The sequence below is a fragment of the Polynucleobacter sphagniphilus genome, assembly GCF_001953355.1.
Classification (GTDB): Bacteria; Pseudomonadota; Gammaproteobacteria; order Burkholderiales; family Burkholderiaceae; genus Polynucleobacter; species Polynucleobacter sphagniphilus.
Window position 1 is genome coordinate 125,658 of record NZ_MPIY01000002.1, and the last position, 23,683, is coordinate 149,340.

At 46.9% G+C, this 23,683-nt stretch carries 23 protein-coding genes; 18 read left to right on the forward strand and 5 right to left on the reverse strand.

Features of this window, described 5'->3' with window-relative positions:
• Window position 1 precedes the first annotated feature (1 nt).
• A complete protein-coding gene (locus tag BOQ04_RS03030) occupies window positions 2-859 on the reverse strand; it encodes an AAA family ATPase (protein WP_076023301.1) in 858 nt (285 codons plus the stop codon).
• 164 nt (window positions 860-1,023) lie between these two features.
• Between BOQ04_RS03030 and BOQ04_RS03035 the strand changes: the two genes are divergently transcribed.
• On the forward strand, window positions 1,024-1,386 hold the full coding sequence (locus tag BOQ04_RS03035) for a c-type cytochrome (RefSeq protein WP_076023427.1): 363 nt from the start codon (window positions 1,024-1,026) through the stop codon (window positions 1,384-1,386).
• Between the two features lie 17 nt (window positions 1,387-1,403).
• The gene (locus BOQ04_RS03040) at window positions 1,404-1,748 is read left to right on the forward strand and encodes a c-type cytochrome (protein ID WP_076023302.1); all 345 of its coding nucleotides are present in this window, start codon (window positions 1,404-1,406) and stop codon (window positions 1,746-1,748) included.
• An 88-nt stretch (window positions 1,749-1,836) separates the two neighbouring features.
• Here BOQ04_RS03040 and BOQ04_RS03045 read toward each other — a convergent pair whose 3' ends face one another.
• Entirely contained in the window at window positions 1,837-2,475 is a 639-nt protein-coding gene (locus BOQ04_RS03045) for a GntR family transcriptional regulator (protein ID WP_076023303.1), read from the reverse strand.
• A 98-nt stretch (window positions 2,476-2,573) separates the two neighbouring features.
• Here BOQ04_RS03045 and scpA point away from each other — a divergent pair, with 98 nt between their 5' ends.
• From scpA to BOQ04_RS03085, 8 genes are read left to right on the forward strand one after another with little or no spacing between them, the layout of a single operon-like run.
• Window positions 2,574-4,757, forward strand: a complete 2,184-nt coding sequence (gene scpA / locus BOQ04_RS03050) for a methylmalonyl-CoA mutase (protein WP_076023304.1) — start codon at window positions 2,574-2,576, stop codon at window positions 4,755-4,757.
• 13 nt (window positions 4,758-4,770) lie between these two features.
• Window positions 4,771-5,796: a methylmalonyl Co-A mutase-associated GTPase MeaB gene (gene meaB, locus BOQ04_RS03055; protein WP_076023305.1), complete on the forward strand. Its 1,026-nt coding sequence runs from the start codon at window positions 4,771-4,773 to the stop codon at window positions 5,794-5,796.
• 9 nt (window positions 5,797-5,805) lie between these two features.
• Window positions 5,806-7,338 (forward strand): acyl-CoA carboxylase subunit beta, encoded by a 1,533-nt coding sequence (locus BOQ04_RS03060; protein WP_076023306.1) that lies wholly within the window; start codon window positions 5,806-5,808, stop codon window positions 7,336-7,338.
• Window positions 7,339-7,363: 25 nt separating this feature from the next.
• Complete coding sequence (gene accC, locus BOQ04_RS03065) at window positions 7,364-9,388, forward strand: acetyl-CoA carboxylase biotin carboxylase subunit (RefSeq protein ID WP_198929279.1); 2,025 nt, start codon at window positions 7,364-7,366, stop codon at window positions 9,386-9,388.
• A gap of 10 nt (window positions 9,389-9,398) precedes the next feature.
• A complete protein-coding gene (locus BOQ04_RS03070) occupies window positions 9,399-9,863 on the forward strand; it encodes a VOC family protein (RefSeq protein WP_076023308.1) in 465 nt (154 codons plus the stop codon).
• Window positions 9,864-9,899: 36 nt separating this feature from the next.
• Complete coding sequence (gene tsaB / locus BOQ04_RS03075; RefSeq protein ID WP_076023309.1) at window positions 9,900-10,634, forward strand: tRNA (adenosine(37)-N6)-threonylcarbamoyltransferase complex dimerization subunit type 1 TsaB; 735 nt, start codon at window positions 9,900-9,902, stop codon at window positions 10,632-10,634.
• A 2-nt stretch (window positions 10,635-10,636) separates the two neighbouring features.
• On the forward strand, window positions 10,637-11,173 hold the full coding sequence (gene rimI / locus BOQ04_RS03080) for a ribosomal protein S18-alanine N-acetyltransferase (RefSeq protein ID WP_076023310.1): 537 nt from the start codon (window positions 10,637-10,639) through the stop codon (window positions 11,171-11,173).
• Window positions 11,170-11,697, forward strand: a complete 528-nt coding sequence (locus BOQ04_RS03085; RefSeq protein ID WP_076023311.1) for a uracil-DNA glycosylase family protein — start codon at window positions 11,170-11,172, stop codon at window positions 11,695-11,697. The genes rimI and BOQ04_RS03085 overlap by 4 nt, the downstream gene beginning before the upstream one ends.
• Here BOQ04_RS03085 and lplT read toward each other — a convergent pair.
• The gene (gene lplT, locus BOQ04_RS03090; protein WP_076023312.1) at window positions 11,694-13,013 is read right to left on the reverse strand and encodes a lysophospholipid transporter LplT; all 1,320 of its coding nucleotides are present in this window, start codon (window positions 13,011-13,013) and stop codon (window positions 11,694-11,696) included. The two genes, BOQ04_RS03085 and lplT, sit on opposite strands and share 4 nt — an antisense overlap.
• Window positions 13,014-13,087: 74 nt before the next feature.
• Here lplT and alr point away from each other — a divergent pair, with 74 nt between their 5' ends.
• Entirely contained in the window at window positions 13,088-14,179 is a 1,092-nt protein-coding gene (gene alr / locus BOQ04_RS03095) for an alanine racemase (RefSeq protein ID WP_076023428.1), read from the forward strand.
• Between the two features lie 73 nt (window positions 14,180-14,252).
• Here alr and BOQ04_RS03100 read toward each other — a convergent pair whose 3' ends face one another.
• Window positions 14,253-15,146, reverse strand: coding sequence for an outer membrane protein assembly factor BamD (locus BOQ04_RS03100; RefSeq protein WP_076023313.1), 894 nt, complete (start codon window positions 15,144-15,146; stop codon window positions 14,253-14,255).
• Between the two features lie 20 nt (window positions 15,147-15,166).
• On the opposite strand from BOQ04_RS03100, the gene BOQ04_RS03105 reads away from it, so the two are divergent.
• The 7 genes from BOQ04_RS03105 (at window position 15,167) to BOQ04_RS03135 (ending at window position 22,777) form a co-directional block, all read left to right on the forward strand.
• On the forward strand, window positions 15,167-16,204 hold the full coding sequence (locus BOQ04_RS03105) for an RluA family pseudouridine synthase (protein WP_083657497.1): 1,038 nt from the start codon (window positions 15,167-15,169) through the stop codon (window positions 16,202-16,204).
• Window positions 16,204-16,965, forward strand: a complete 762-nt coding sequence (gene pgeF, locus BOQ04_RS03110) for a peptidoglycan editing factor PgeF (protein WP_076023315.1) — start codon at window positions 16,204-16,206, stop codon at window positions 16,963-16,965. The genes BOQ04_RS03105 and pgeF overlap by 1 nt, the downstream gene beginning before the upstream one ends.
• 107 nt (window positions 16,966-17,072) lie before the next feature.
• Window positions 17,073-18,704: a class I poly(R)-hydroxyalkanoic acid synthase gene (phaC, locus tag BOQ04_RS03115; protein ID WP_076023316.1), complete on the forward strand. Its 1,632-nt coding sequence runs from the start codon at window positions 17,073-17,075 to the stop codon at window positions 18,702-18,704.
• A 36-nt stretch (window positions 18,705-18,740) separates the two neighbouring features.
• The gene (locus BOQ04_RS03120; RefSeq protein WP_076023317.1) at window positions 18,741-19,481 is read left to right on the forward strand and encodes a 3-ketoacyl-ACP reductase; all 741 of its coding nucleotides are present in this window, start codon (window positions 18,741-18,743) and stop codon (window positions 19,479-19,481) included.
• Between the two features lie 111 nt (window positions 19,482-19,592).
• A complete protein-coding gene (gene phaR, locus BOQ04_RS03125) occupies window positions 19,593-20,162 on the forward strand; it encodes a polyhydroxyalkanoate synthesis repressor PhaR (protein ID WP_076023318.1) in 570 nt (189 codons plus the stop codon).
• 2 nt (window positions 20,163-20,164) lie between these two features.
• The gene (gene rimO / locus BOQ04_RS03130) at window positions 20,165-21,523 is read left to right on the forward strand and encodes a 30S ribosomal protein S12 methylthiotransferase RimO (protein WP_076023319.1); all 1,359 of its coding nucleotides are present in this window, start codon (window positions 20,165-20,167) and stop codon (window positions 21,521-21,523) included.
• 69 nt (window positions 21,524-21,592) lie between these two features.
• Window positions 21,593-22,777, forward strand: coding sequence for an acetyl-CoA C-acyltransferase family protein (locus tag BOQ04_RS03135; RefSeq protein ID WP_076023320.1), 1,185 nt, complete (start codon window positions 21,593-21,595; stop codon window positions 22,775-22,777).
• Window positions 22,778-22,782: 5 nt separating this feature from the next.
• On the opposite strand, the gene serB is transcribed toward BOQ04_RS03135, so the two are convergent.
• Window positions 22,783-23,673 (reverse strand): phosphoserine phosphatase SerB, encoded by an 891-nt coding sequence (gene serB / locus BOQ04_RS03140; RefSeq protein WP_076023321.1) that lies wholly within the window; start codon window positions 23,671-23,673, stop codon window positions 22,783-22,785.
• Between the last annotated feature and the right edge of the window lie 10 nt (window positions 23,674-23,683).

A 23,683-nucleotide genomic window follows, 5' to 3' on the forward strand; every position in this document is an offset into this window, starting at 1 on the left:
CTTAGCGATTGTTGCGGTTCATTTGTACTAAGCGTTCAAACAAGTGAATATCCTGCTCGTTCTTTAGCAATGCACCATGCAAAGGAGGCACAACAATCTTGTCATCGCCACTGTGCAGCGCTTCTGGAGCAATATCTTCAGCTAACAAGAGTTTGAGCCAATCAATGAGCTCAGAGGTCGAAGGTTTCTTTTTGAGACCTGGTAGAGCGCGCATTTGATAGAAAGACTTTAAGGCGGCATCGAGTAAGTCTTGTTTAATTTGGGGGTGGTGTACATCAACAATGCGCTGCATGGTTTGTGCATCTGGAAATGAGATGTAGTGAAAGAAGCAGCGACGCAAAAATGCATCTGGCAACTCTTTTTCATTATTTGAAGTGATGATGACGAGAGGGCGGTGTTTGGCTTGGATGAGTTCGCGCGTTTCATAAACATAAAACTCCATGCGATCAATTTCGCGTAAAAGATCATTCGGAAATTCAATATCTGCTTTATCGATTTCATCAATTAACAGAACGGTTGGCTCATTTGCCTCGAATGCCTGCCAGAGCACTCCTTTAATAATGTAGTTGCGAATGTCATTGACCTTGTCGTCACCTAATTGAGAATCTCGTAAGCGACTAACTGCATCGTATTCATAGAGTCCTTGCTGGGCTTTGGTGGTTGATTTGATATGCCATTGCAAGAGTGGCATTTTGAGAGCGGCAGCCACCTCTTCGGCTAGCATGGTTTTGCCAGTCCCGGGTTCGCCTTTAATTAATAAAGGTCGTTGCAGCATCATGGCGGCGTTTACGGCCAGTTTCAGATCATCGGTGGCGACGTAGCTCGATGAGCCATCAAAGCGCATTTGGTTTTTAGTCATCTGTTTAGGGTTCGGGGTCGATTTAGCGAGGGTTCAGTATAGGTAAAAGAGCCTTAATTTTCAGCATTTATGCTGTTTTTTTACAGCTGAAATGACGAATTCAGGCTTACTCCGCTATACTCTGTGCAAATTGATTGAAATCAAACCTACTATTGATGATTTTTATGAAAAAACACCTCATTCTTTCCCAAATTGCCGTATGCGCTAGCTTGGCTTTTGCTGGGTTCTCAGCATATGCTGATGTGACTGGTTCTGCTCAAGCAGGTCAAGGCAAGGTATGGCTTTGCACCGGTTGTCATTCCATTCCTGACTATCGTGCCGATTACCCATTGACTTACCGCGTACCGATGTTAGGTGGACAAAATGCTGCCTATATCGTTACGGCTCTTTCTGAGTACAAAAAAGGCGAAAGAAAGCATCCAACTATGCGTTCTATTGCTGCCAGCTTGTCTGATCAAGATATGGCTGATATTGGCGAGTACTATGCTGCGCAAACTGCCAGCTCACCTAACAACCCATTGAAGTGATATTTAGAGGCACGTTTATGAAATTCGCACTAATTACAGCTATTTTGCTCTCCAGCATTGGTATTGCCAATGCGGCTAGCGTTGAAAAAGGTCAAGCATTGGTTGAGAAGGGTAATTGCACCTCCTGTCACGGCGCTGGTTTGAATGCCCCGATTGCCCCTAATTACCCAAAGTTAGCTGGCCAGTATCCAGACTATCTGTATTACGCACTTCATGCTTATCAGGTTGGCGATAGCAATGCCAAGTATGGTCGCGTGAATGCAATCATGGCTTCTCAAGTGCAGAACTTCAGTGATGCTGATTTGCACGACATTGCTGCCTACATTGCATCCCTACCTGGCAATTTTGTAATTAAAAAGTAAGTTCAATTACTTTAAAACAAAAGGCTTAGACTAATACTCTAAGCCTTTGTTATTTATAGGTTTGATTTTTATAAACCGAATTAAACCTTTATTTCGCCGCTTCTAGCCCATGCGCCAAATGCTTGCGCATAGCAGCTTCTGCTGCAATCGGATCTCTTTTGAGAATCGCCTCTAGGATTTGGCGATGCTCAATGACAGAGTGCTGCATCCGGCCAGTGCGATTCAAAGAATCCCTTCTTTGAAGCTTGAGGACCTTTCTGAGGTCCGCAATCGTATTGTTCATCCAGCGGTTCCCAGCAATGCCTTGAATTAGTTCATGAAACTTGACATTAATCTCAAAAAATTGGTCTAGATCACGATCAGCTGCGGCTTTCTCAAGGCGGTGGTGCAAATTGTCCAGCTCAGTCAATTGATCCTCAGTGGCTCTCAAAGCCGTTTCTTTAGCAGCTTGGCCTTCGAGTAGGGATAGGACGGTGAAGATCTGCTCCAAGTCACGCCTGTCCACCTCGGTGACATAAGCGCCTCGGTTCATGTACATGGTGATCAGCCCCTCGGCTGCCAAAACCTTAATGGCTTCTCGCATGGGTGTGCGGCTAATACCTAGTTGCAGAGCTAAGCTTTGCTCATCCACCCAACTGCCAGGTGCCATTTGATGGGCAAATATTTGCTCACGCAAGCGTTCGGCAACCTCTTCATATAAGGGTCTTTTGTTTAGTTTTGTATTCATAATTATGAATTCATTTTAACTGGACAAATTGAATATTGTCTAGCAAAATAACCCCACATTTTTTGTAAATATGCAATAAAGCCAAACAGGAGTGCTTTATGAGTACCAACGAGAACAAACCAACGACCAATTGGCCTAATGTGCCTGAGACCAATTTAGATGCATGGGCTAAATCAGCACAAAAATCCGCTCCCAATGGGGATGTTGGAAATCTTGGTTGGAAAACTCCTGATGGCATTCATCTCAAAGCGCTTTATACCTCGGCTGATATCGAGAGCTTGCAATACACCAATACCTTACCTGGTTTTGAGCCATTTGTGCGTGGACCGCAAGCAACCATGTATTCCGTACGCCCTTGGACGATTCGCCAGTACGCTGGATTTTCTACTGCTGAAGAATCCAATGCCTTTTATCGCAAAGCTCTTGATGCAGGAGGGCAAGGTGTCTCAGTTGCATTCGACTTAGCAACCCATCGTGGTTATGACTCCGATCACCCCCGAGTTACTGGTGATGTTGGCAAGGCAGGCGTAGCCATTGACTCAGTGGAAGATATGAAGATCTTGTTCGATGGAATACCGCTCGACAAAGTATCTGTTTCCATGACGATGAATGGCGCTGTCTTACCGGTCTTAGCGGGTTACATTGTTGCGGGCGAAGAGCAGGGCGTGAAACAAGAGCTCTTATCTGGGACCATTCAGAATGACATTCTCAAAGAGTTCATGGTGCGCAATACCTATATCTATCCACCAGAACCTTCGATGCGGATTATTGGCGACATTATTGAATACACCGCCAAGCATATGCCCAAGTTCAACTCGATTTCTATTTCGGGTTACCACATGCAAGAAGCTGGTGCTAACCAGGTCTTGGAGTTGGCCTTCACATTGGCCGACGGTAAAGAGTATGTCAAAACTGCTCTTGCTAAAGGCTTGGATGTGGATGGCTTTGCAGGTCGCTTGTCTTTCTTCTTTGCGATCGGAATGAACTTCTATTTAGAAGTGGCAAAGTTACGCGCCGCCCGTCTTTTATGGTGGCGGATTATGAAGTCTTTTGAACCAAAAAATCCCAAGTCGTTGATGTTGCGTACACACTGCCAAACATCTGGTTGGTCGTTGACTGAGCAGGATCCATACAATAACGTAGTGCGAACCACTGTTGAGGCAATGGCAGCAGTATTTGGTGGCACTCAGTCACTACACACGAATTCTCTAGATGAAGCCATTGCTTTGCCATCAGAATTCTCTAGTCGTATTGCGCGAAATACGCAACTCATCCTCCAGGAGGAAACCCATATTCCTAGTGTGATTGATCCATGGGCTGGTTCATACATGATGGAAAGCCTCACGCAAGAAATGGCTGATAAGGCGTGGGAAATTATTCAAGAAGTAGATGCCATGGGCGGCATGACTAAGGCAGTAGAAAGTGGTTGGGCTAAATTAAAAATTGAAGCTGCCGCCGCTGAAAAACAAGCCAAAATTGACTCCGGAACGGATGTGATTGTTGGAGTCAATAAATACAAGCTTCAAAAGGAAGATCTGCATGATGTCTTGATGATTGACAACGATAAGGTTAGAGAGAGTCAGGTTGCACGTTTACAAGCTATTAAAGCAAAGCGCGATAGTAAAAAAGTAGAGGCCGCATTAGAGGCTATCACCATAGCCGCCGAAAACAATACAGGCAACCTGCTTGATTTGGCGGTGCAGGCAATTCGTTTGCGTGCAACGGTTGGCGAAGTATCTGATGCATTGGAAAAAGTTTACGGGCGTCATCGCGCCGATACGCAAAAGGTGACCGGAGTGTATGCAGCTGCTTATGACTCAGCCGAAGGCTGGGCAAAATTACAAACAGAAATCGCTGACTTTGCCAAAGACTTTGGCCGTCGCCCGCGGGTGATGATTGCCAAGCTCGGACAGGATGGTCACGATCGTGGTGCTAAAGTGGTTGCAACTGCTTATGCTGATTTGGGATTTGACGTTGATATTGGACCGCTTTTTCAGACGCCTGAGGAGTGTGCGCGCCAGGCAATCGAGAATGACGTACACGCTCTGGGTGTTTCAACTTTAGCTGCTGGTCACAAAACCTTGGTGCCAGCCATCATTGCTGAACTCAAAAAGCAGGGTGCCGATGACATTATTGTTTTCGTCGGTGGCGTGATCCCCAGGCAGGATTATGAATTTTTATATGAGGCGGGCGTCAAGGGCATCTACGGGCCTGGCACCCCAATTCCAGCATCGGCCAAGGACGTGCTTGAGCAGATTCGTAAATCGGTAAGCACGAGTTAAGCGGACACAAAGCATGCTCAATGCTGTTGACCAGGCTTTAGTGGGTGACCTCACTGGTGGTCCGTCGCCTAAACAGAGGCGCGCACTAGCGAAGATCATCACCTTACTGGAATCAACCCGCTTAGATCATCGTAAGCGTGCCGACGATGTTCTCAACACCTTACTTCCGAAGACCGGCAAGTCATTTCGGCTTGGTATCTCCGGTGTACCGGGTGTTGGCAAATCAACCTTAATTGAAACGCTAGGTCTGTATTTAATTGAAAAAGGTCACCGCGTTGCAGTCTTAGCAATTGATCCTTCCTCTAGCTTATCGGGGGGCTCTATTCTGGGTGATAAAACCCGTATGGAGCGTTTATCTGTTTTAGAGAATGCCTTTATTCGACCCAGCCCTTCCTCTGGCACCTTGGGGGGTGTTGCTGAAAAAACCCGCGAAGCACTATTGGTTGCAGAGGCAGCTGGCTTTGATGTGGTGATTGTAGAGACGGTTGGCGTTGGACAAAGTGAAATCACAGTGGCCGGTATGACAGATATGTTTGTGCTCTTGCAATTGCCTAATGCTGGTGATGACTTGCAAGCCATCAAAAAAGGGGTGATGGAAATAGCCGATCTGATTGTGATTAATAAAGTCGATATCGATCCAGATGCAGCAATGCGCGCACAATTATTTATTACGAGTTCATTGCGCTTACTTGGGTTTCAAGGCAATCCCGACCATGCCTCACATCAAGCAGAGCATTGGCACCCAATCGTCATGCGCTTAAGTGCCTTACAGGGCAATGGGGTGCCTGAGTTATGGGAAAAAATACAGCAATTTGAAGCACTGCAAAAGGCTAATGGTGAGTTTGATGCAAGACGCAAAAAACAATCGGGCTCATGGATGTGGGATCGTATTGATGCGGGCTTAAAAAATGCATTTGCAAATAATGTAGCAGTACAAGAACTTTTACCCAGCTTGAGTGCTGCCGTAAATCAGGGAACTATAGCTCCATCAGTTGCCGCCAGGCGATTGCTGGAAGCGATGGGGCATGAATTTTTCTAAGGAGTCGGTATGAAGGAAATCATTGAACAGCTTGAATCGAAACGCGAACTCGCCCGTTTAGGTGGGGGACAAAAACGTATTCAGGCGCAACATTCAAAGGGTAAGCTCACCGCACGAGAGCGTATTGAGCTCTTGCTTGATGCTGGCACCTTCGAAGAATGGGATATGTTTGTCGAGCATCGCTGCTATGACTTTGGCATGGCCGATCAAACGGTACCAGGTGATGGCGTTGTTACTGGTTACGGCATGATCAATGGCCGATTGGTGTTTGTATTTTCCCAAGACTTCACCGTTTTAGGAGGCTCACTTTCTGAAGCGCATGCAGAAAAGATCTGCAAGATCATGGATCAGGCGATGAAGGTGGGGGCACCTGTGATTGGCTTGAATGATTCAGGTGGGGCGCGGATTCAAGAGGGCGTTGCTTCTTTGGGAGGCTATGCAGAGATTTTCCAGCGTAATGTCACTGCATCTGGAGTGATTCCACAAATCTCGCTCATCATGGGTCCATCGGCAGGAGGCGCGGTTTATTCTCCAGCCTTAACGGATTTCATCTTCATGGTGAAAGATAGCTCGTACATGTTTGTTACCGGCCCAGAGGTTGTCAAGACCGTAACGCATGAAGATGTTACCGCTGAAGAGTTGGGTGGAGCAGTCACGCACTCCACGGTTTCAGGGGTTTGCGATCTGGCATTCGAGAATGATGTAGAAGCCATTTCTATGTTGCGCCGTTTCTTCAATTACTTGCCATTATCGAATCGCGAAAAACCGCCTCTGATTAAAGGTGCCAACCGCAATGAAGAGCCTGATTTTTCCTTGGATACCTTAGTCCCCTCGAATCCCAATCAACCATATGATATGAAGGAATTGATTGCCAAGATTGTTGATGATGGTGAGTTTTTTGAATTGCAACCCGATTACGCTAAAAATATTCTGATTGGGTTTGCCCGTATGGAGGGCCGCTCGATTGGCATTGTTGCAAATCAACCCTTAGTTCTGGCTGGTTGCCTAGATATCAAAGCTTCTATCAAGGCAGCTCGTTTTGTTCGCTTCTGTGATGCCTTCAATATTCCAGTAGTCACCTTGGTTGATGTGCCTGGCTTTATGCCGGGTACTGCACAAGAGTATGGTGGAATCATTAAGCATGGCGCAAAACTCCTATATGCCTACGCTGATTGCACTGTTCCTAAAGTAACATTAATTACGCGTAAAGCCTATGGCGGCGCCTATGATGTGATGGCTTCCAAACACCTGCGTGGCGATGTGAACTTTGCTTGGCCTTCAGCGGAGATCGCTGTAATGGGGCCTAAAGGTGCGGTTGAAATTATTTTCCGCGAGGAAAAATCAGACCCAGCCAAAATTACAGCACGTGAAGCTGAGTACAAAGCCAAATTTGCGAACCCATTTGTAGCAGGTCGTCGCGGCTATATTGATGATGTCATTTTGCCGCACGAGACCCGTAAACGTATCGCACGCTCCTTAGCGATGTTGAAGGATAAAGATTTGAAGAATCCTGCCCGTAAACACGGCAACATTCCTCTGTAAGGACCCATACATCATGACTACCAAAATGTTTAAAAAAATATTGATTGCTAATCGCGGCGAGATTGCTTGCCGTGTAATGAAAACTGCTAAAAAGATGGGCATCAAAACGGTTGCCGTTTACTCCGAAGCGGATAAAGAGGCTCGTCATGTCCAGATGGCCGATGAAGCAGTTTGTATTGGGCCGGCACCATCTCGCGAATCTTATTTGGTAATGGACCGCATTATTCAGGCCTGTAAAGACACTGGCGCCCAAGCAGTTCATCCTGGTTATGGCTTCTTATCTGAGAATGAGCAGTTTGCAAAACGTTGTGAGGAGGAGGGTATTGTCTTTATTGGCCCCAAGCACCAATCGATTGCGGCCATGGGCGATAAAATTGCTTCTAAGAAATTGGCGCTGGAAGCCAAAGTCAATACGATTCCTGGTTTTAATGAAGCCATCGATAAAGCAGAAGATGCAGTCAAGATTGCGCAGGGTATTGGCTATCCTGTAATGATTAAAGCCTCGGCCGGCGGCGGCGGTAAAGGTCTGCGTGTTGCCTTTAATGACAAAGAAGCTTTTGAAGGATTTACCGCTTGTCGCACAGAGGCGCTCAATAGTTTTGGCGATGACCGTGTCTTTATTGAGAAGTTTGTTGAAGGTCCGCGTCATATTGAGATTCAGGTGTTAGGTGACTCGCATGGCAATGTGGTGTACTTGGGTGAGCGTGATTGCTCGATTCAGCGTCGTCATCAAAAAGTCATTGAAGAGGCGCCATCACCGTTTATTGATCCTGCAACGCGCAAAGCCATGGGTGAGCAGGCAGTTGCTTTAGCAAAGGCCGTTAACTACCAATCGGCTGGTACGGTCGAGTTTGTTGTAGGTAAAGATAAATCTTTCTATTTTCTGGAAATGAATACCCGCCTACAAGTTGAACATCCTGTCACGGAAGGTATTACTGGTCTTGACCTCGTGGAGCAGATGATTCGAGTCGCTGCTGGTGAAAAGCTGGCTTTCAAGCAAGAGGATATTCAGTTAGACGGTTGGTCTATGGAGTGCCGTATTAATGCCGATGACCCATTTCGTAACTTCCTGCCTTCCACTGGGCGACTGGTCAAATACCGCCCGCCCCAAGAAATGGATGGCGTGCGCGTAGATACAGGCGTCTACGAAGGCGGTGAGATTCCGATGTTCTATGACTCAATGATCGCTAAGTTGATCGTGCACGGCAAGGACCGTACGGAAGCTATCGAGAAAATGCGTTCTGCCTTAAATGACTTTGTAATTCGCGGCATTCATTCCAATATCCCATTTCAAGCGGCTTTACTGCAACATCCACGCTTTGTATCAGGTGACTTCACTACTGGATTTATTGCAGAAGAATACCCACATGGTTTTAAGACCGATTCAGTGCAACCAGCTGACCCAAAACGGTTAGCTGCATTAGCTGCATTTATGCGATATCGCTATCTTGAGCACATCAAGATGATTGATGGTCAGTTGGTTGGCCATGAAATGATCATTGCCAAGAAATTTGTAGTGGTAACAGGTGCTCGGGTTGGTTCAAAAGAGGATCCATATGAGATTCCAATTCGATTAGAGCTAAAAGAAAATGTGTACTCTGTGTATATTGAAGAGGCTGATGGGGTTAGTCGTTATGACATCGTCAGTAACTGGCGTCCAGGTGAAATTTGTCTGCATGCCACCATTAATGGCACCAGTAAAATAACTGCACAGGTTGAGCGTCGTGGCACCAAATACCTATTGGTGCTCGATGGTGCGCAGTTTGAATGTATGGTCTTGAGTCCATTGGGCGCTGAGCTACAGCGCCGTATGCCTGTCAAAGTTCCGCCTGATACCTCTAAGTTAGTGATGTCACCAATGCCTGGTTTACTAACGACCATTGCCGTTAAGGTGGGCGATGCAGTAACAGCCGGTCAAAAAATTGCTGCCATTGAGGCGATGAAAATGGAAAATACCTTGACGGCTGCGCAAGACGGGGTGGTCGCCGAAATTTGTGCAAAAGAGGGTGATAGCTTGGCAGTTGATCAATTGATTATTCGTTTTGAATAGGTAAATGACAATGACAAAGCCATTCAAAATCTTGGGTATTCAGCAAATTGCTATTGGAGGCGAAAATAAAGACCGCCTAAAAACCCTTTGGGTAGACTTATTGGGTTTTGAGTACAAGAGCACTTTTGTATCTGAGCGTGAAAACGTCGATGAGGACATCTGCGCAATTGGTAAAGGTGCGCATGAGATTGAGGTTGACCTCATGCAACCTTTTGACATTGAAAAAAAGCCAGCGGTTCATCAAACCCCTCTTAATCATATTGGTCTTTGGGTCGATGATCTACCAAAGGCAGTAGAGTGGCTTACTGCCAAGGGCCTACGCTTTGCCCCAGGCGGTATTCGTAAAGGGGCGGCTGGCTATGACATTACGTTTGTGCACCCCAAAGGCAATGATCAATTCCCGATTAGCGGGGAAGGTGTTTTAATTGAGCTTGTCCAGGCGCCCGTTGAAGTGATTCAAGGATTAAGCGCCTAATTAAGTGTAATTGGGGTTTGTTATTAAGGATTTAAATTGACTGCATTATTAGCCATCGACACCTCTACAGCCTGGTGTTCGGTGGCTTTATCTTTAGGTCAATCTACGCCATTGCTTAGACATCAAAAGGTGTCCGCAGGCGCTAGTGGACTATTGCTCCCTTGGATTGAAGAGCTGCTTGCCGAAGCAAATATAACGCTCCAAGACTTGGATGCAATCGCCATTGGCGTTGGGCCCGGTGCTTTTACGGGTGTTCGCTTAGGAGTAGCTGCCGTTCAAGGTTTAGCAATTGCTGCCAATCTTCCCGTCCTGCCGGTCTGCAGCTTAGATGCAATTGCAGCACAGCTGTCTGTCAGCGGCCCATTTAATCAAGCAATGACTCGGGATCATGCGCAATTTGTAGTTGCGGTGGATGCACGCATGGGTGAGGTGTATTGGGCTCAATATGAAACACAGCCCGCAGCCTTACCTAGGCGTATGAGTGAAGTCATGTTAAGCGCGCCCGAAGAGGTCGATCTGTCAGGTGCTCAGTTTGTAGCGGGTAGTGCCATAGCAGAATTTGGTGAGCGTCTACTGATCACTGCTAAACCAGCTTTACCCCTGGCTAGGATGGATTCTCAAATTGGCGTGCATGCTATGGGCTTGCTTCTCCAAGGCCAACACCTATGGGATCAAGGTGGGCAACTGGAAGTGCACGCTCTCGAGCCCTTGTATATCCGTAATAAAGTAGCTTTAACTACTTTAGAGCGTGAAAACGCATTCGGGGTCTAGCAATGTCGGTCAACACCAGTCCACAAGCAGATGGGGTGGCTGAGCTTTCCTTTTTTCCAATGAGTGCAGTGGATCTGGAAGCTGTCTTGGCAATAGAGAATCAATCTCATGTTCACCCATGGACTAAGGGCAATTTTTCTGACTCATTAGCTGCGGGTCATTGGGCGTATTGCATTCGTCCTGCGCATGATCAGGCTGTGAAAGGATCATTTTTGGATCCAGAGGTGCTTTGGGCGTATTGCATTCTCTATCCTGCAGTGGATGAACTTCATCTTCTCAATATTACGGTTGCCCCTAGTTTGCGTCGCCATGGCATTGCTCAGCGCATGATGAAGGCTATTGAGGGGGTGGCAGCCCAGCAAAATATGCCGCGCATCATTTTGGAGGTGCGCCCCTCCAATACCAATGCCCTCAAGTTGTATGAAAAGATGGGTTTTGAAGCGATCGGCGGCCGTAAAAATTATTACCCCAGCAATCCAGAGACTGGATTGCGTGAAGATGCGATCGTGATGGCTAAATCGATTAAGCTAGCAACATGAATACTAGTACGCGCTCCATTTTCTTAAAAGAAATGGGAATTACCGAATGGACTTCCCGAGATGCACCTCAGTCCGACATCCAGCCAGAATTAGCCAGCCCTGTCGCACAAGCGGATGAGCTTAGTCCACCTGGGCAGCATAAAGGCATGTGGTGGTTCTTTGGTTCGCCACCCCAGGGTGATGCGCAGACCTTATTTCACAATATTGTTCGCGCCCTAGGACTTGACCAAAATGAGTGGGTTTGGAAGAACCCTGCAGAAAGTTTGGTAGGTAAAGAGGCGCAATTGGGTTCTTTGCCAGTCATTGCTTTTGCCTTCGGTGGTCCGGCTGCACAGAAACTCTCAGGTGAGCGAGATCCCTTGCCTCAGTTAAGAGAAACGGTTTTGGGTATTGCGGCGGACGGGTATGAAGAGGTACCCTTGATTGCGTCGTTTGAATTAAATCAATTGCTCGCCAGGCCTAAAGATAAGGCCTTGCTTTGGCAGGACTTGATCCTCGCTCGCTCGGTCTTACACAGCCTCTAGTGCTTGCTTTCGCCAATCAGATGCATGGAGTCATATTGCGCTTGATTGGCGGCATGGCGCTTGATTACAAGCCACATGAGGACGCTCACGACGATTCCAAACCCAATAATGACAAATTGAATTTGGATATCGAGCCAAATGAGCAATGAGTACACCAGCAGCATCATCAAAACAGAAATATTTTCATTGAAATTTTGGACGGCAATCGAATGACCTGCAGACATCAAGACGTGACCACGATGTTGCAACAGGGCATTCATTGGAACCACAAAATAACCAGCCAAGCTGCCTACCAGTATTAATAAGCCATATGCCGGCAATAAATTAAGGCTCAGCTTCAGTTGTCCGAATGTAAAGAGCGTGGTATCAGGAAGCATATTGGAGTTGTATAAAGCCATGATGCAAACAACCACCCCCATTGCAATGCCATAGGGGAGTACTGACAGAGATTTGCGCAGAGGCACGCGCCAGGCAGCCCAGACTGCACCGAAGGCAACACCAACAGCGGAGATAGCTTGCAAAATGGCTCCTTGAGACAGATTCATATGCAAAGCAACTTCAGCCCACTTAATTACAATAAATTGCAAGGTAGCGCCTGCACCCCAAAACAGGGTGGTAACAGCTAAGGAGATTTGCCCTAGACGGTCATCCCAGAGGGTTGTAAAACAATGCGCAAAATCCTTAATTAACTCAAGGGGATTGGTTTTTTGCGACATGTAGCGTGCACCCGTATCTGGGATACGCAGATTAATCATGGCGGCGATCACATAAATCATCATAATGACAAGAATGGCTGACTCAGCAGGGGTATCTATGCCGGTATCAATAAAGGGCATATCAAAGCCCAATAGTGTTTGGGATACTGCATTGCTGATCAGGACGCCCCCAAGGACGGTACCCAAAATAATCGAGCTCACTGTCAGCCCCTCAATCCAGCCATTAGCGGCAACCAGTTTTTCAGGGGGGAGAAGTTCGGTCAAGATGCCATATTTGGCTGGGGAATAGGCTGCGGCTCCAAGTCCCACAATGGCGTATGAAAACAATGGATGAGCCCCAAACAACATGACAATGCAACCTACAAACTTAATGGTATTGGTAATGAACATCACATTGCCCTTGGGCCTGGAATCGGCGAAGGCGCCCACAAAGGCCGCAAGCAAGACGTAGGAGAGTACGAAGAATAATTTGAGTAAAGGAGTCATCCAGGCCGGAGCATTGAGCTGGACCAAGAGGGCGATTGCTGCGATCAGCAATGCGTTATCAGCAAGCGACGAAAAAAATTGCGCCGCCATAATGATGTAAAAACTGCGGTTCATTCGTACAATCTAGTCATTAGTGCAATTAAAACATGAAAGGAGGGGTGGATATGACTGGTTTAGCTAATCGCTTGATTAATCGACCAATTTTGGCATCTATTCGCACCAGTGCCTTTCGGCATAATTTAAACCGCGTTCGCGAGCTGGTACCAGAGTCCAAAATTTGGGCCGTTATTAAGGCCAAAGCTTATGGGCATGGTCTTGAAGGTGCTTTGCAGGGTCTTGAATCGACTGATGGATTTGCCTTGCTGGACATTGAGGATGCGCTATGGCTCAGGGCGCAGCAGTGGCAGGGCCGTATTTTGCTCTTGGAGGGTTTATTTCATGAGAACGAGATTCCAGTTGCCCGTGAATTACATTTGGATCTAGTGGTCCATTGCGAGGCGCAGATCCAGTGGTTGGAAACGAATGCTTTAGCTGGTAAGCCTTTAAATATTTTCTTAAAACTGAATTCCGGAATGAATCGCCTTGGATTTACTCCTAAGGCCTATCGAAATGCATTTCACCGCCTACATGCTGCTGGTTACCACTTGCACCATATGACGCACTTTGCCAATGCCGATCAAATTGATCGACAGCCTACAGTAGGTCAGCAAATGGAGTGTCTCCAAAAAACCATTGAGGGCCTGGAGGCATCAAGCTCACTGGGTAACTCAGCCGCTATTTTGTGGCATCGCAACGCCGTTGGTGAATGGGCGCGACCAGGCATCATGCTCTACGGAGCTTCACCCACTGGGCTTCATGCTGATATTGCGCATGCCCACCTTGAGCCTGTCATGCAACTGCGCAGTGAAATTATTGATGTTCAGGAGCTTAAAAAGGGTGATCGGGTAGGCTATGGCGGTCGTTATGAGGCTCCTGAAGATATGCGGATTGGAGTGGTGGCGTGCGGCTATGCTGATGGCTACCCACGACATGCAAAAGATGGAACCCCGGTTTGGGTTGAATCTGAGAATGGGCTGGGGGTGACTTGCCCGATCGTTGGTCAAGTTTCAATGGATATGCTTACTATTGATTTACGAGCTGCGCCTGCTACCGGAGTTGGGACTGTAGTAGAGCTCTGGGGTGCGGTCATTTCAGTTGATGATGTCGCTCAGATGAGCGGCACTATTGGTTATGAGCTTTTATGTGCCCTAGCGCCTCGGGTGCCAGTATCGATCGAGTAGTTATCGGTTTGAAGATTGATGGGATGAAAAAAGGGCGCCTATTAAAGCGCCCTTATTCTTGATCTTTAGTAGTTTATTTATTCCACAGCTGCCACCAGCGACGCTCTTTCTTGGGGGTTTGTCCTGTCACTAGGATCTGACTGTCGGGGAAGTTCAGTTGAAGGACTCTCAAAGCGTCATTGCTCAGTTCGGGCATGTTTAACTTTTCGTAAGACTTAACCAATAGGTACAAAGCCTCTTCAACAGCTGGGGCGCGGTCATAATCTCGAATAACTAATTGGGCGCGATTAGCTGATGCCAAGTAAGCTCCGTGTTCATAGTAATAACGGGCGATGCGAACATCTGACTCTGCCAGCGAGTTCACGATATAACGCATGCGATCAAGAGAATCAGGCGCATATTTACTGTTTGGGAAGCGCTCAACCACCGTCTTAAATGATTCAAATGCTTCTTTGGCAGCCTTGGGATCGCGCTCACTTAAGTCTTGCCCAGTAAACCTGCCAAGCCAACCCAAGTCATCGTTGAAGGTAATGAGTCCTTTAAGGTAATACGCGTAATCCAGGCTCTCGCTACCTTGATGTAATTTAATGAAGCGATCGATTGCAATAATTGCCTGGGGCTGCTCTTCAGCCTTCCAGTAACAATAAGCGGCATTAATTTGTGCTTGCTGTGAGTAGGGGCCAAAAGGGAAGCGGGCTTCTAGTTTGTCGAAATATTTACCGCACTTTGCATAGTCTGCATCGTTGAGCTTTGCAGTTGCTTCAGAGTAAAGCTTGGTTTCAGACCATACATCGGTATCATCCTTCTGACCATCGCTACCAGCACAAGCAGTGAGCAATAAGCAAGCAGCGCTGAGTGTGAGTAATAGCGCAGCGGGGATAATTTTGAAAGATTTGTGGCTTTTTTGGCGAGATGACTCAACAATGGCCGCAAGCCTTAAACTGGCGTTTGAAATAACGTCCGACATAACTGAAAGGCTCTTTAAGCGTGGCATTGCCGCAAACTCCTGATTCGAATCCCGTTGATTATATCGATGAAGAGGATTTCATTGCTCTAGAAATGTCCCATGAGGTGGCAGGCGAGCGTTTAGATAAGATTTTGGCTGCTGCTTTGCCTGATTATTCTCGAAATCGCCTCAAGTCCTGGGTTGAGGCGGGGGCTGTGATGGTCGATGGAAAGATCACCAAAGCCCGGTATTTACTGCGTGGCGGCGAAAGTATTAAGGTTTTTCCACAAGAAATGCCTGAACAATTTGCTTTTAGTCCTGAAAACATCCCTCTGGACATTGTGTACGAAGACGATTCCATCATTGTGGTTAATAAGCCTCCTGGCTTGGTGGTCCATCCTGCAGCAGGCAATTGGACTGGCACTTTACTGAATGGACTCTTGTTTCATTATCCGGAGCTCAAGCTGCTGCCTAGGGCTGGCATTGTGCATCGTTTAGATAAAGATACCTCTGGTCTGATGGTGGTGGCGCGCACCGCTCTGGCTCAAACTGCTCTGGTGCGTCAATTACAAGAAAGAACCGTTGGCAGACGCTATTTGGCTTGGGTTTGGGGTGAAGCACCCAGCCAAGGCAAAGTTCTGGCTTCTGTTGGGCGTGATCAAAGGGATCGTTTGCGTATGGCAGCCGGTATCGCCCAAGGCAAACCAGCGGCTACCTTGTTTCGGCGTTTGGCCAAGGGCGAGTTTGCTTCAAGCCCGCTTGCTTTATTGGAGTGCCGATTAGAGACTGGCAGAACCCATCAAATTCGAGTGCATTTAGAGTCACTGGGTTTTCCATTGCTTGGAGACCCCGTTTATCGCAAGAAAACGCCTGGCGCAGCTAAAACGCTGCCATTTCATAGGCAAGCATTGCATGCCTATGCCCTGAGTTTGGAACATCCTGCTACCCATGAGACGATGACCTGGTTTCGTTTGCCGCCTGCTGACCTGATGGATTTGATGTCTGAGGTGGCAATTGATTTAGATAGCCTTCCAACAGAGGCGGGTTTAATGGCCTCCATTCAAAACGATCATCGCTAATGCCTCTTTTGACGCCAGAATGGTCTTTGCCGCCAGGGGCGCAGGCACGATTTAGTACGCGTGCCGGGGGCGTCAGCAAGCCGCCCTATACCTCTTTAAATTTGGGTGATCACGTAGGCGATGATCCTCGGGCGGTATTGGAAAATCGCAATATTCTGAAGACTCAATTACCAAGTGAACCGCTGTGGTTAAAGCAAACCCATGGTGTTGCAGTGAGCACGCCCATATCAAGGTCCCTTTTTCAAAAAGTAGGCATTGAGGCTGACGCTGCAGTGACTAATGTTCCCAATGAAGTATTGGTTGTGATGACGGCAGACTGTTTGCCAGTCTTATTTAGTAGCTCCAATGGCGAAGTGGTCGGGGTCGCGCACGCCGGCTGGCGCGGTCTTTGTGGGGGGGTTTTGGAAAGTACGATGCAAGAGATCCTGCGGCTGAGTACAGATTTAAAACCAGAAGATATTCTGGTTTGGCTGGGGCCTGCGATTGGCCCACACGCCTTTGAGGTCGGCGAAGACGTTGTTGATGCATTTTGCTCAGATGGGCTGCCAATTCCGCCTGATGCTTTTGTTCCGATTGCTGGGCGCGAAGGAAAGTATTTGGCAAATCTCTATTTGCTTGCCCGGCAGCGTTTATTGGCTTTAGGCTTGAAGGATATTTCCGGTGGCACACACTGTACTTATCAAGAAAAAGAACACTTCTTTTCCTATCGTCGAGATGGGTTAACTGGTCGGTTTGCATCTTTTATCTGGATTTCTGCATAGACTCTTTGACGGGTTATTACTAGAATTTGGTATTTGCTAGGGTTAGTGCGTATAACCTTAGTGCATATATGCAACGAGAATGTATCCATTCACTATAAGAGACGACTATGTTTGCAGGAATGAATTCCGGTAGCACGCCATCCTTGGCGCCACATCATATGGCCTTAATTCCTTCAGAGCGTTTGACTGAAATTCAGAAAGACTATTTTGCTGAGTTGGCGCATCTGGCAACCAATCCTGAAGCGATTGAACTCAAGGATCGTCGTTTTGCAGGAAAAGCTTGGCACTCTTCATGGAGCAAAATCATCGCCGCAACTTATCTGCTTAATTCAAGGTATTTGATGAATTTGGCGAAAGCGGTGGAGGCTGATGAAAAAGCAAAGCAAAAAATCTTGTTCACCACAGAGCAGATGATTGATGCATTATCGCCGTCCAATTTCATTGCAACCAACCCAGAAGTTTTAGAGAACATCATTAGCTCCCAAGGCCAGTCTATCCAAAACGGGATTGTTAATCTGCTTGGCGATATGAAAAAGGGGAAGGTGTCCTTAACTGACGAGAGTGCATTTGAGGTCGGCAAAAATATCGCCACCACCGAAGGCCAAGTTGTTTTTCGTTGCCCGCTGTTTGAGTTGATTCAATATAAACCAGCCACCGAGACTGTTTTTGAAAGACCTTATTTAATGGTGCCTCCTTGCATCAATAAATATTACATATTAGATCTACAGCCGGATAACTCGGTGGTTCGTCACATGGTGAATGAAGGTCACACTGTATTTTTAGTTTCTTGGAAAAATCCTGATAATTCCATGGCAAAAGTGACCTGGGAAGATTATGTTGGCGGTGGTGTGATCAAGGCTATTGAGGTTGTGCAAGAGATCAGCGCCAGCAAGCAAATTAATATCCTTGGTTTCTGTGTTGGGGGTACGCTAACTAGTTGCGCTCTCGCAGTATTGGCGGCAAGAAAAGAAAATCCAGTGGCCAGCGTAACCTTGTTAACTACGTTGCTAGATTTTTCTCATAGCGGAGTGCTGGACGTCTTTATCGATGAGACCATGGTAAAGATGCGTGAAACCACCATCGGTGGTGAGGGCGGAAACTTTGGGATGATGTCGGGCTTAGATCTTGGAAATACCTTTTCCTTCTTACGTCCCAATGACCTGGTATGGAATTACGTAGTTGAGAATTACTTAAAAGGAAATTCTCCGCCACCATTTGATTTGCTCTATTGGAATGGCGATGGCACCAATTTACCCGGGGCGATGTACTGTTGGTATTTACGTCATACCTATTTACAAAATGATTTGATCAAGCCAAACACAGTGACTATTTGTGGGCAAAAAATTGATTTAAGCAAAATCACTATTCCAGCTTATATTTATGCATCCCAAGAGGACCATATTGTTCCTTGGAAATCGGCATATGAATCCACGCATCTCCTCAAAGGGAAAAACCGTTTTGTGTTGGGTGCCTCCGGACATATAGCTGGCGTGATCAATCCGCCAGCAAAAAATAAACGCTATTACTTTGAGAATGACGCTATTGCTAAAACAGCCGATGAATGGTTGGCAGGCGCCAAAGAAATCAAGGGGAGCTGGTGGCCAAACTATACAAAGTGGCTTGCTCAATTTGGCGGAAAAAAAGTACCAGCCAAAACGACATTCGGTAACGCGAAGTACAAAAAGTTGGAGGCTGCACCGGGTAAATATGTAAAAGAAAAAATTGGTACAGCTGTTTAATTTAATAATAAAACTGATTTCACAAGGGGGAGCACAATGTCTCAAAAAGTCGCATACGTAACTGGTGGTATGGGTGGTATTGGTACCGCTATCTGTCAACGCTTAGCTGCAGATGGCTTCAAGGTGATTGCTGGATGTGGTCCGAATTCTCCACGAAAAGACCGCTGGATTGGCGAGCAAAAAGCATTGGGATTTGACTTTATTGCTTCAGAGGGCAATGTGTCTGATTGGGATAGTACCGTTGCTGCGTTTGATAAGGTGAAGGCTGAAGTAGGGCGTGTGGATGTCTTGGTAAACAACGCAGGCATTACCCGCGACAGTGTTTTCCGTAAAATGACCCCGGATGCTTGGAAGGCGGTAATTGATACCAATCTCAATTCCTTATTTAACGTCACCAAACAAGTGGTTGATGGCATGGCTGATAACGGTTGGGGTCGCATTATCAACATCTCCTCTGTAAACGGTCAAAAAGGACAATTCGGCCAATCAAACTACTCAACCGCAAAAGCGGGCTTGCATGGATTTACGATGGCCTTATCCCAAGAGCTTGCTTCTAAGGGTGTCACAGTCAATACGGTTTCTCCTGGCTATATTGGCACCGACATGGTTAAGGCGATCCGTGAGGATGTACTTGAGAAGATTATTGCCGGGATTCCAGTCAAACGCCTTGGCACTCCAGAAGAAATCGCTTCAATTTGCTGTTGGATTGCTTCAGAGGATGGTGGTTATGCAACTGGTGCTGACTTCTCCTTAAATGGCGGTTTGCATACGGGCTAAGCTGTTTTTAGGCCATATTAAGTGCCCAACATCGGCAAATTTACCCAAAGTAGAAACTAGGGATAAACTATGCCGATGTTGCATTGCAGTACATAAATTGAGGAAACATAAATGGCCACCCGTACCAAGACTCCAAGTGATGAGCGTTTAATTAAAAAATACCCCAATCGCCGTCTATACGATACCCAAACGAGTGCTTATGTGACCCTATCAGACATCAAGGCTTTGGTGATGTCTGGGGAAGTATTTAAAGTGCTGGATGCCAAGACTGACGATGACCTCACTCGCAATATTCTTCTGCAAATTATTTTGGAAGAAGAGGCTGGAGGTGCCCCTGTTTTTTCTAGTCAGATGCTTTCCCAGATCATTCGTTTTTATGGAAACTCAATGCAAGGGCTGATGGGTAGCTACCTTGAAAAGACCATGCAGTCTTTTGTTGATATCCACAATAAATTAGGCGACCAATCCAAGGGGATGGGAGCAGGCAGCAGTCCTGAGGCCTGGGCGCAAATGCTCAGTATCAATAATCCTTTGATGCAGGGCCTCATGGGCAACTACATGGATCAGAGCAAGGATCTATTTGTAAAGATGCAAGAGCAAATGCAAGGTTCTCAAAATTTGTTCAGCAGCTTCCCTTTTGGGCAGCAAGCCCCTAAAACTGATAAAGCAAGCAAAGAATAATCGTGGTCGGAAAAGTTGGTTTTGTATCCTTAGGATGCCCTAAGGCCCTGGTTGATTCTGAGCTTATTTTGACGCAATTGAGTGCAGAAGGTTATGAGACCGCTAAAGATTATTCAGGTGCGGATCTCGTTGTTGTAAATACCTGTGGTTTTATAGACTCAGCCGTAGAGGAAAGTCTTGCCGCTATTGGTGAGGCACTTGCCGAGAATGGCAAGGTGATCGTGACTGGTTGCCTGGGTGCGCGAAAAAATGCCGATGGCAGCGACCTTATTCAGAGCATCCATCCAAAGGTGTTAGCCGTGACTGGCCCACATGCTACGGACGAAGTGATGCAGGCGATACATCAACATTTGCCCAAGCCGCATGATCCGTTTACAGATTTGCTGCCACCGATTGGCGTCAAGTTAACGCCAAAGCATTACGCCTATCTCAAGATCTCAGAAGGCTGCAATCACCGTTGTACCTTTTGCATCATTCCCAATTTGCGTGGCGATTTAGTTTCCAGACCAATTGGTGAAGTGCTACTTGAGGCTAAACGCCTGTTTGAGTCTGGTGTGAAAGAGCTGCTTGTGGTCTCACAAGACACTAGCGCCTATGGTGTAGATATACAGTACCGTACTGGTTTTTGGGATGGTAAACCAGTTAAGACACGCATGTATGATTTGGTGAATGCACTCAATCAGATTGCCAGGGAGCATCAGGCTTGGGTGCGTTTACATTACGTCTACCCCTATCCGCATGTGGACGACATTCTGCCTTTAATGGCCGAATTTTCTGAGCACGGTTATGGCGTCCTGCCGTATTTAGATATTCCGCTGCAGCATGCGCATCCCGATGTGTTAAAGCGGATGAAACGACCTGCCAGTGGTGAAAAGAATTTGGAGCGTATTTTGGCCTGGCGTGAAGCTTGCCCAGACTTAGTCATTCGCAGTACTTTTATCGCGGGCTTCCCAGGTGAAACCGAAGAAGAATTTGATTACCTTCTTCGTTTCTTAGATGAAGCCCAGATTGATCGCGCTGGTTGCTTTGCTTATTCTCCAGTTGAGGGTGCATTGGCTAATGCGCTCGATAAGCCGGTTCCCGATGCCATCCGCGAGGAGCGCCGTGCCCGTTTTATGGCAAAAGCAGAAGAAATCTCAGTGAACCGCCTGACAAAAAAAATCGGGAAGCGCATTCAGGTGCTCATAGATCGAGTCGATGATGCTGGTGGAATTGGCAGAACTGTGGGCGATGCCCCTGAAATTGATGGATTGGTGCGGGTTTTACCGCCTGCTAAGCCCTCCAAGCGCTATCGTGCGGGTGAGATCATTCGTGCCACAGTCGTGAGCTCCCAAGGGCATGACCTAGTAGCGCAGACTTGATATTTAGAATAAAACTGCAGTTTGATTTACTAATTTAGCCCAAAACAGGGTTTAGCTAAGGGGATTGATATGAGTCGTGATGTCGTTGTCTTAAGTGCAGTTCGTTCCGCAATTGGTACCTTTAATGGAGCCTTAAGCAGTTTTGAGCCATCTGAACTCGGTGGCATTGTGATGAAAGAGGCGGTTGCACGCTCTGGTGTAGATCCAGCCTTAATAAATTACGTCACTGTAGGCAATACGATTCCTACAGACAGTCGATACGGTTATGTTGCGCGCGTAGCTTCAATACAGGCAGGCCTGCCAATGGAGTCTGTGGCTATGGCATTAAACCGTTTATGTAGCTCTGGTTTACAGGCCATCGTGACAACGGCTCAGCAAATTATGTTGGGCGATTGTGACTATGGTGTTGGTGGCGGTGTTGAAGTGATGTCACGCGGTATGTATGGTTCACCTGCGATGCGTAGCGGTGCACGCATGGGCGATACCAAAATGATTGACTTGATGGTGGGTATTTTGACTGACCCATTTGGTGTTGGCCATATGGGTGTGACTGCTGAGAACCTGGTTGAGAAATGGAAGTTGACGCGCGAAGAGCAAGACGCGCTTGCGGTTGAATCACATCGTCGTGCAGCAAATGCAATCAAAGAGGGTCGCTTTAAGTCCCAGATCGTTCCAATCACGATCAAGACTCGTAAGGGCGATATCGTGTTTGATACAGATGAACACTGCAAGCCTGACACCACCATGGAAACATTAGCCAAGATGAAGGCTGTTTTCAAAAAAGAGGGTGGTAGCGTGACTGCTGGTAATGCCTCAGGTATTAATGATGGCGCTGCATTCTTTGTGTTGGCTGATGCCGAAACGGCTAAAAAAGCAGGGCATAAGCCGCTTGCGCGATTGGTTTCTTATGCAGTTGCTGGAGTGCCAAATCACATCATGGGTGAAGGCCCCATTCCAGCAACCAAGATTGCTTTAGAACGTGCTGGTCTGAAATTAGATCAAATCGATGTCATTGAATCAAACGAAGCATTTGCAGCCCAAGCATTAGCTGTCACCAAAGGGCTTGGACTTGATCCAGCAAAAACCAATGTGAATGGTGGTGCAATTGCTTTGGGTCACCCGATTGGATGCTCTGGTGCTGCCATTGCCACCAAAGCTATTCATGAGTTGCAACGCGTTCAGGGCAAATATGCTTTGGTCACCATGTGTATCGGTGGTGGACAGGGTATTGCCACTATTTTTGAGCGTCTTTAATTCGCTTATTGAATTAGCAGCAGCGCTGCATCTAAGCCGACTCGGTCAAAAGCCGCGTCGGCTTTTTCTTTAACCAAGGGTTTGGCTTTATAGGCAATGCTAAGACCAGATCCATGCATCATGGGCAAATCGTTTGAGCCGTCACCCATCGTCATTGCATGCGCTTTACTCACTCCCAGAGCCTGACAGGCTTGGTCCACGTACATGGACTTGGCGGCACCATCAACAATCTCCCCAAGCACATTGCCGGTCAGTTTGCCGTCAATGATTTCCAGTGTATTGGCTTGAGTTTGTTTAAATCCCAATTGCACGCGCAGCTTTTCAGTAAAAAAAGTAAATCCACCAGAAACTAGCAGCGTATAAAGTCCTCGCTCATGCGCACCATTGAGCAGCTCGTATGCTCCAGGGTTTGGTCGCAAACGCTCTTGATAGATGGATTCTAGAACATCCTCTGAAACACCCGATAACAGTTTGACGCGTCTACGCAAACTTTCCTTAAAGTCTTTGATTTCACCGCGCATAGTTGCTTCGGTAATTTCTGAGACTGCTGTTTTTTTACCTGTGAAATCGGCAATCTCATCAATGCACTCAATATTGATTAAGGTTGAATCCATATCCATAGCTAATACTTTTATTGCATGGGGTTTAAATGCAGCAGATAAGAAAGCGAGATCTGATTGGTGTTGGCTGGCAATTTCCCTTAATACTGCGCGAGCTTCTGGCGGGATAGTTGATGATGCCGTCCAGCGTTGTGAAAAATAAGGTGGCGCATTTGTATCGAGTTGAGATGGCAGTAATTCCACTCCAATAATCTGTGCATGATGTGTCAGTGAATCATTTAAAGAGGAGTGTATTGGCGCGGTAGATAACGCGACTAGGGTCTGAGGATGGCTCATGGTTAATTGG

Bases quoted from the DNA above. Each gene is read 5' to 3' on its own strand.
- BOQ04_RS03030 (WP_076023301.1), bottom strand. From the start codon at position 859: ATGACTAAAAACCAAATGCGCTTTGATGGCTCATCGAGCTACGTCGCC.
- BOQ04_RS03035 (WP_076023427.1), top strand. From the start codon at position 1,024: ATGAAAAAACACCTCATTCTTTCCCAAATTGCCGTATGCGCTAGCTTG.
- BOQ04_RS03040 (WP_076023302.1), top strand. From the start codon at position 1,404: ATGAAATTCGCACTAATTACAGCTATTTTGCTCTCCAGCATTGGTATT.
- BOQ04_RS03045 (WP_076023303.1), bottom strand. From the start codon at position 2,475: ATGAATACAAAACTAAACAAAAGACCCTTATATGAAGAGGTTGCCGAA.
- scpA (WP_076023304.1), top strand. From the start codon at position 2,574: ATGAGTACCAACGAGAACAAACCAACGACCAATTGGCCTAATGTGCCT.
- meaB (WP_076023305.1), top strand. From the start codon at position 4,771: ATGCTCAATGCTGTTGACCAGGCTTTAGTGGGTGACCTCACTGGTGGT.
- BOQ04_RS03060 (WP_076023306.1), top strand. From the start codon at position 5,806: ATGAAGGAAATCATTGAACAGCTTGAATCGAAACGCGAACTCGCCCGT.
- accC (WP_198929279.1), top strand. From the start codon at position 7,364: ATGTTTAAAAAAATATTGATTGCTAATCGCGGCGAGATTGCTTGCCGT.
- BOQ04_RS03070 (WP_076023308.1), top strand. From the start codon at position 9,399: ATGACAAAGCCATTCAAAATCTTGGGTATTCAGCAAATTGCTATTGGA.
- rimI (WP_076023310.1), top strand. From the start codon at position 10,637: ATGTCGGTCAACACCAGTCCACAAGCAGATGGGGTGGCTGAGCTTTCC.
- BOQ04_RS03085 (WP_076023311.1), top strand. From the start codon at position 11,170: ATGAATACTAGTACGCGCTCCATTTTCTTAAAAGAAATGGGAATTACC.
- lplT (WP_076023312.1), bottom strand. From the start codon at position 13,013: ATGAACCGCAGTTTTTACATCATTATGGCGGCGCAATTTTTTTCGTCG.
- BOQ04_RS03100 (WP_076023313.1), bottom strand. From the start codon at position 15,146: ATGTCGGACGTTATTTCAAACGCCAGTTTAAGGCTTGCGGCCATTGTT.
- pgeF (WP_076023315.1), top strand. From the start codon at position 16,204: ATGCCTCTTTTGACGCCAGAATGGTCTTTGCCGCCAGGGGCGCAGGCA.
- phaC (WP_076023316.1), top strand. From the start codon at position 17,073: ATGTTTGCAGGAATGAATTCCGGTAGCACGCCATCCTTGGCGCCACAT.
- BOQ04_RS03120 (WP_076023317.1), top strand. From the start codon at position 18,741: ATGTCTCAAAAAGTCGCATACGTAACTGGTGGTATGGGTGGTATTGGT.
- phaR (WP_076023318.1), top strand. From the start codon at position 19,593: ATGGCCACCCGTACCAAGACTCCAAGTGATGAGCGTTTAATTAAAAAA.
- BOQ04_RS03135 (WP_076023320.1), top strand. From the start codon at position 21,593: ATGAGTCGTGATGTCGTTGTCTTAAGTGCAGTTCGTTCCGCAATTGGT.
- serB (WP_076023321.1), bottom strand. From the start codon at position 23,673: ATGAGCCATCCTCAGACCCTAGTCGCGTTATCTACCGCGCCAATACAC.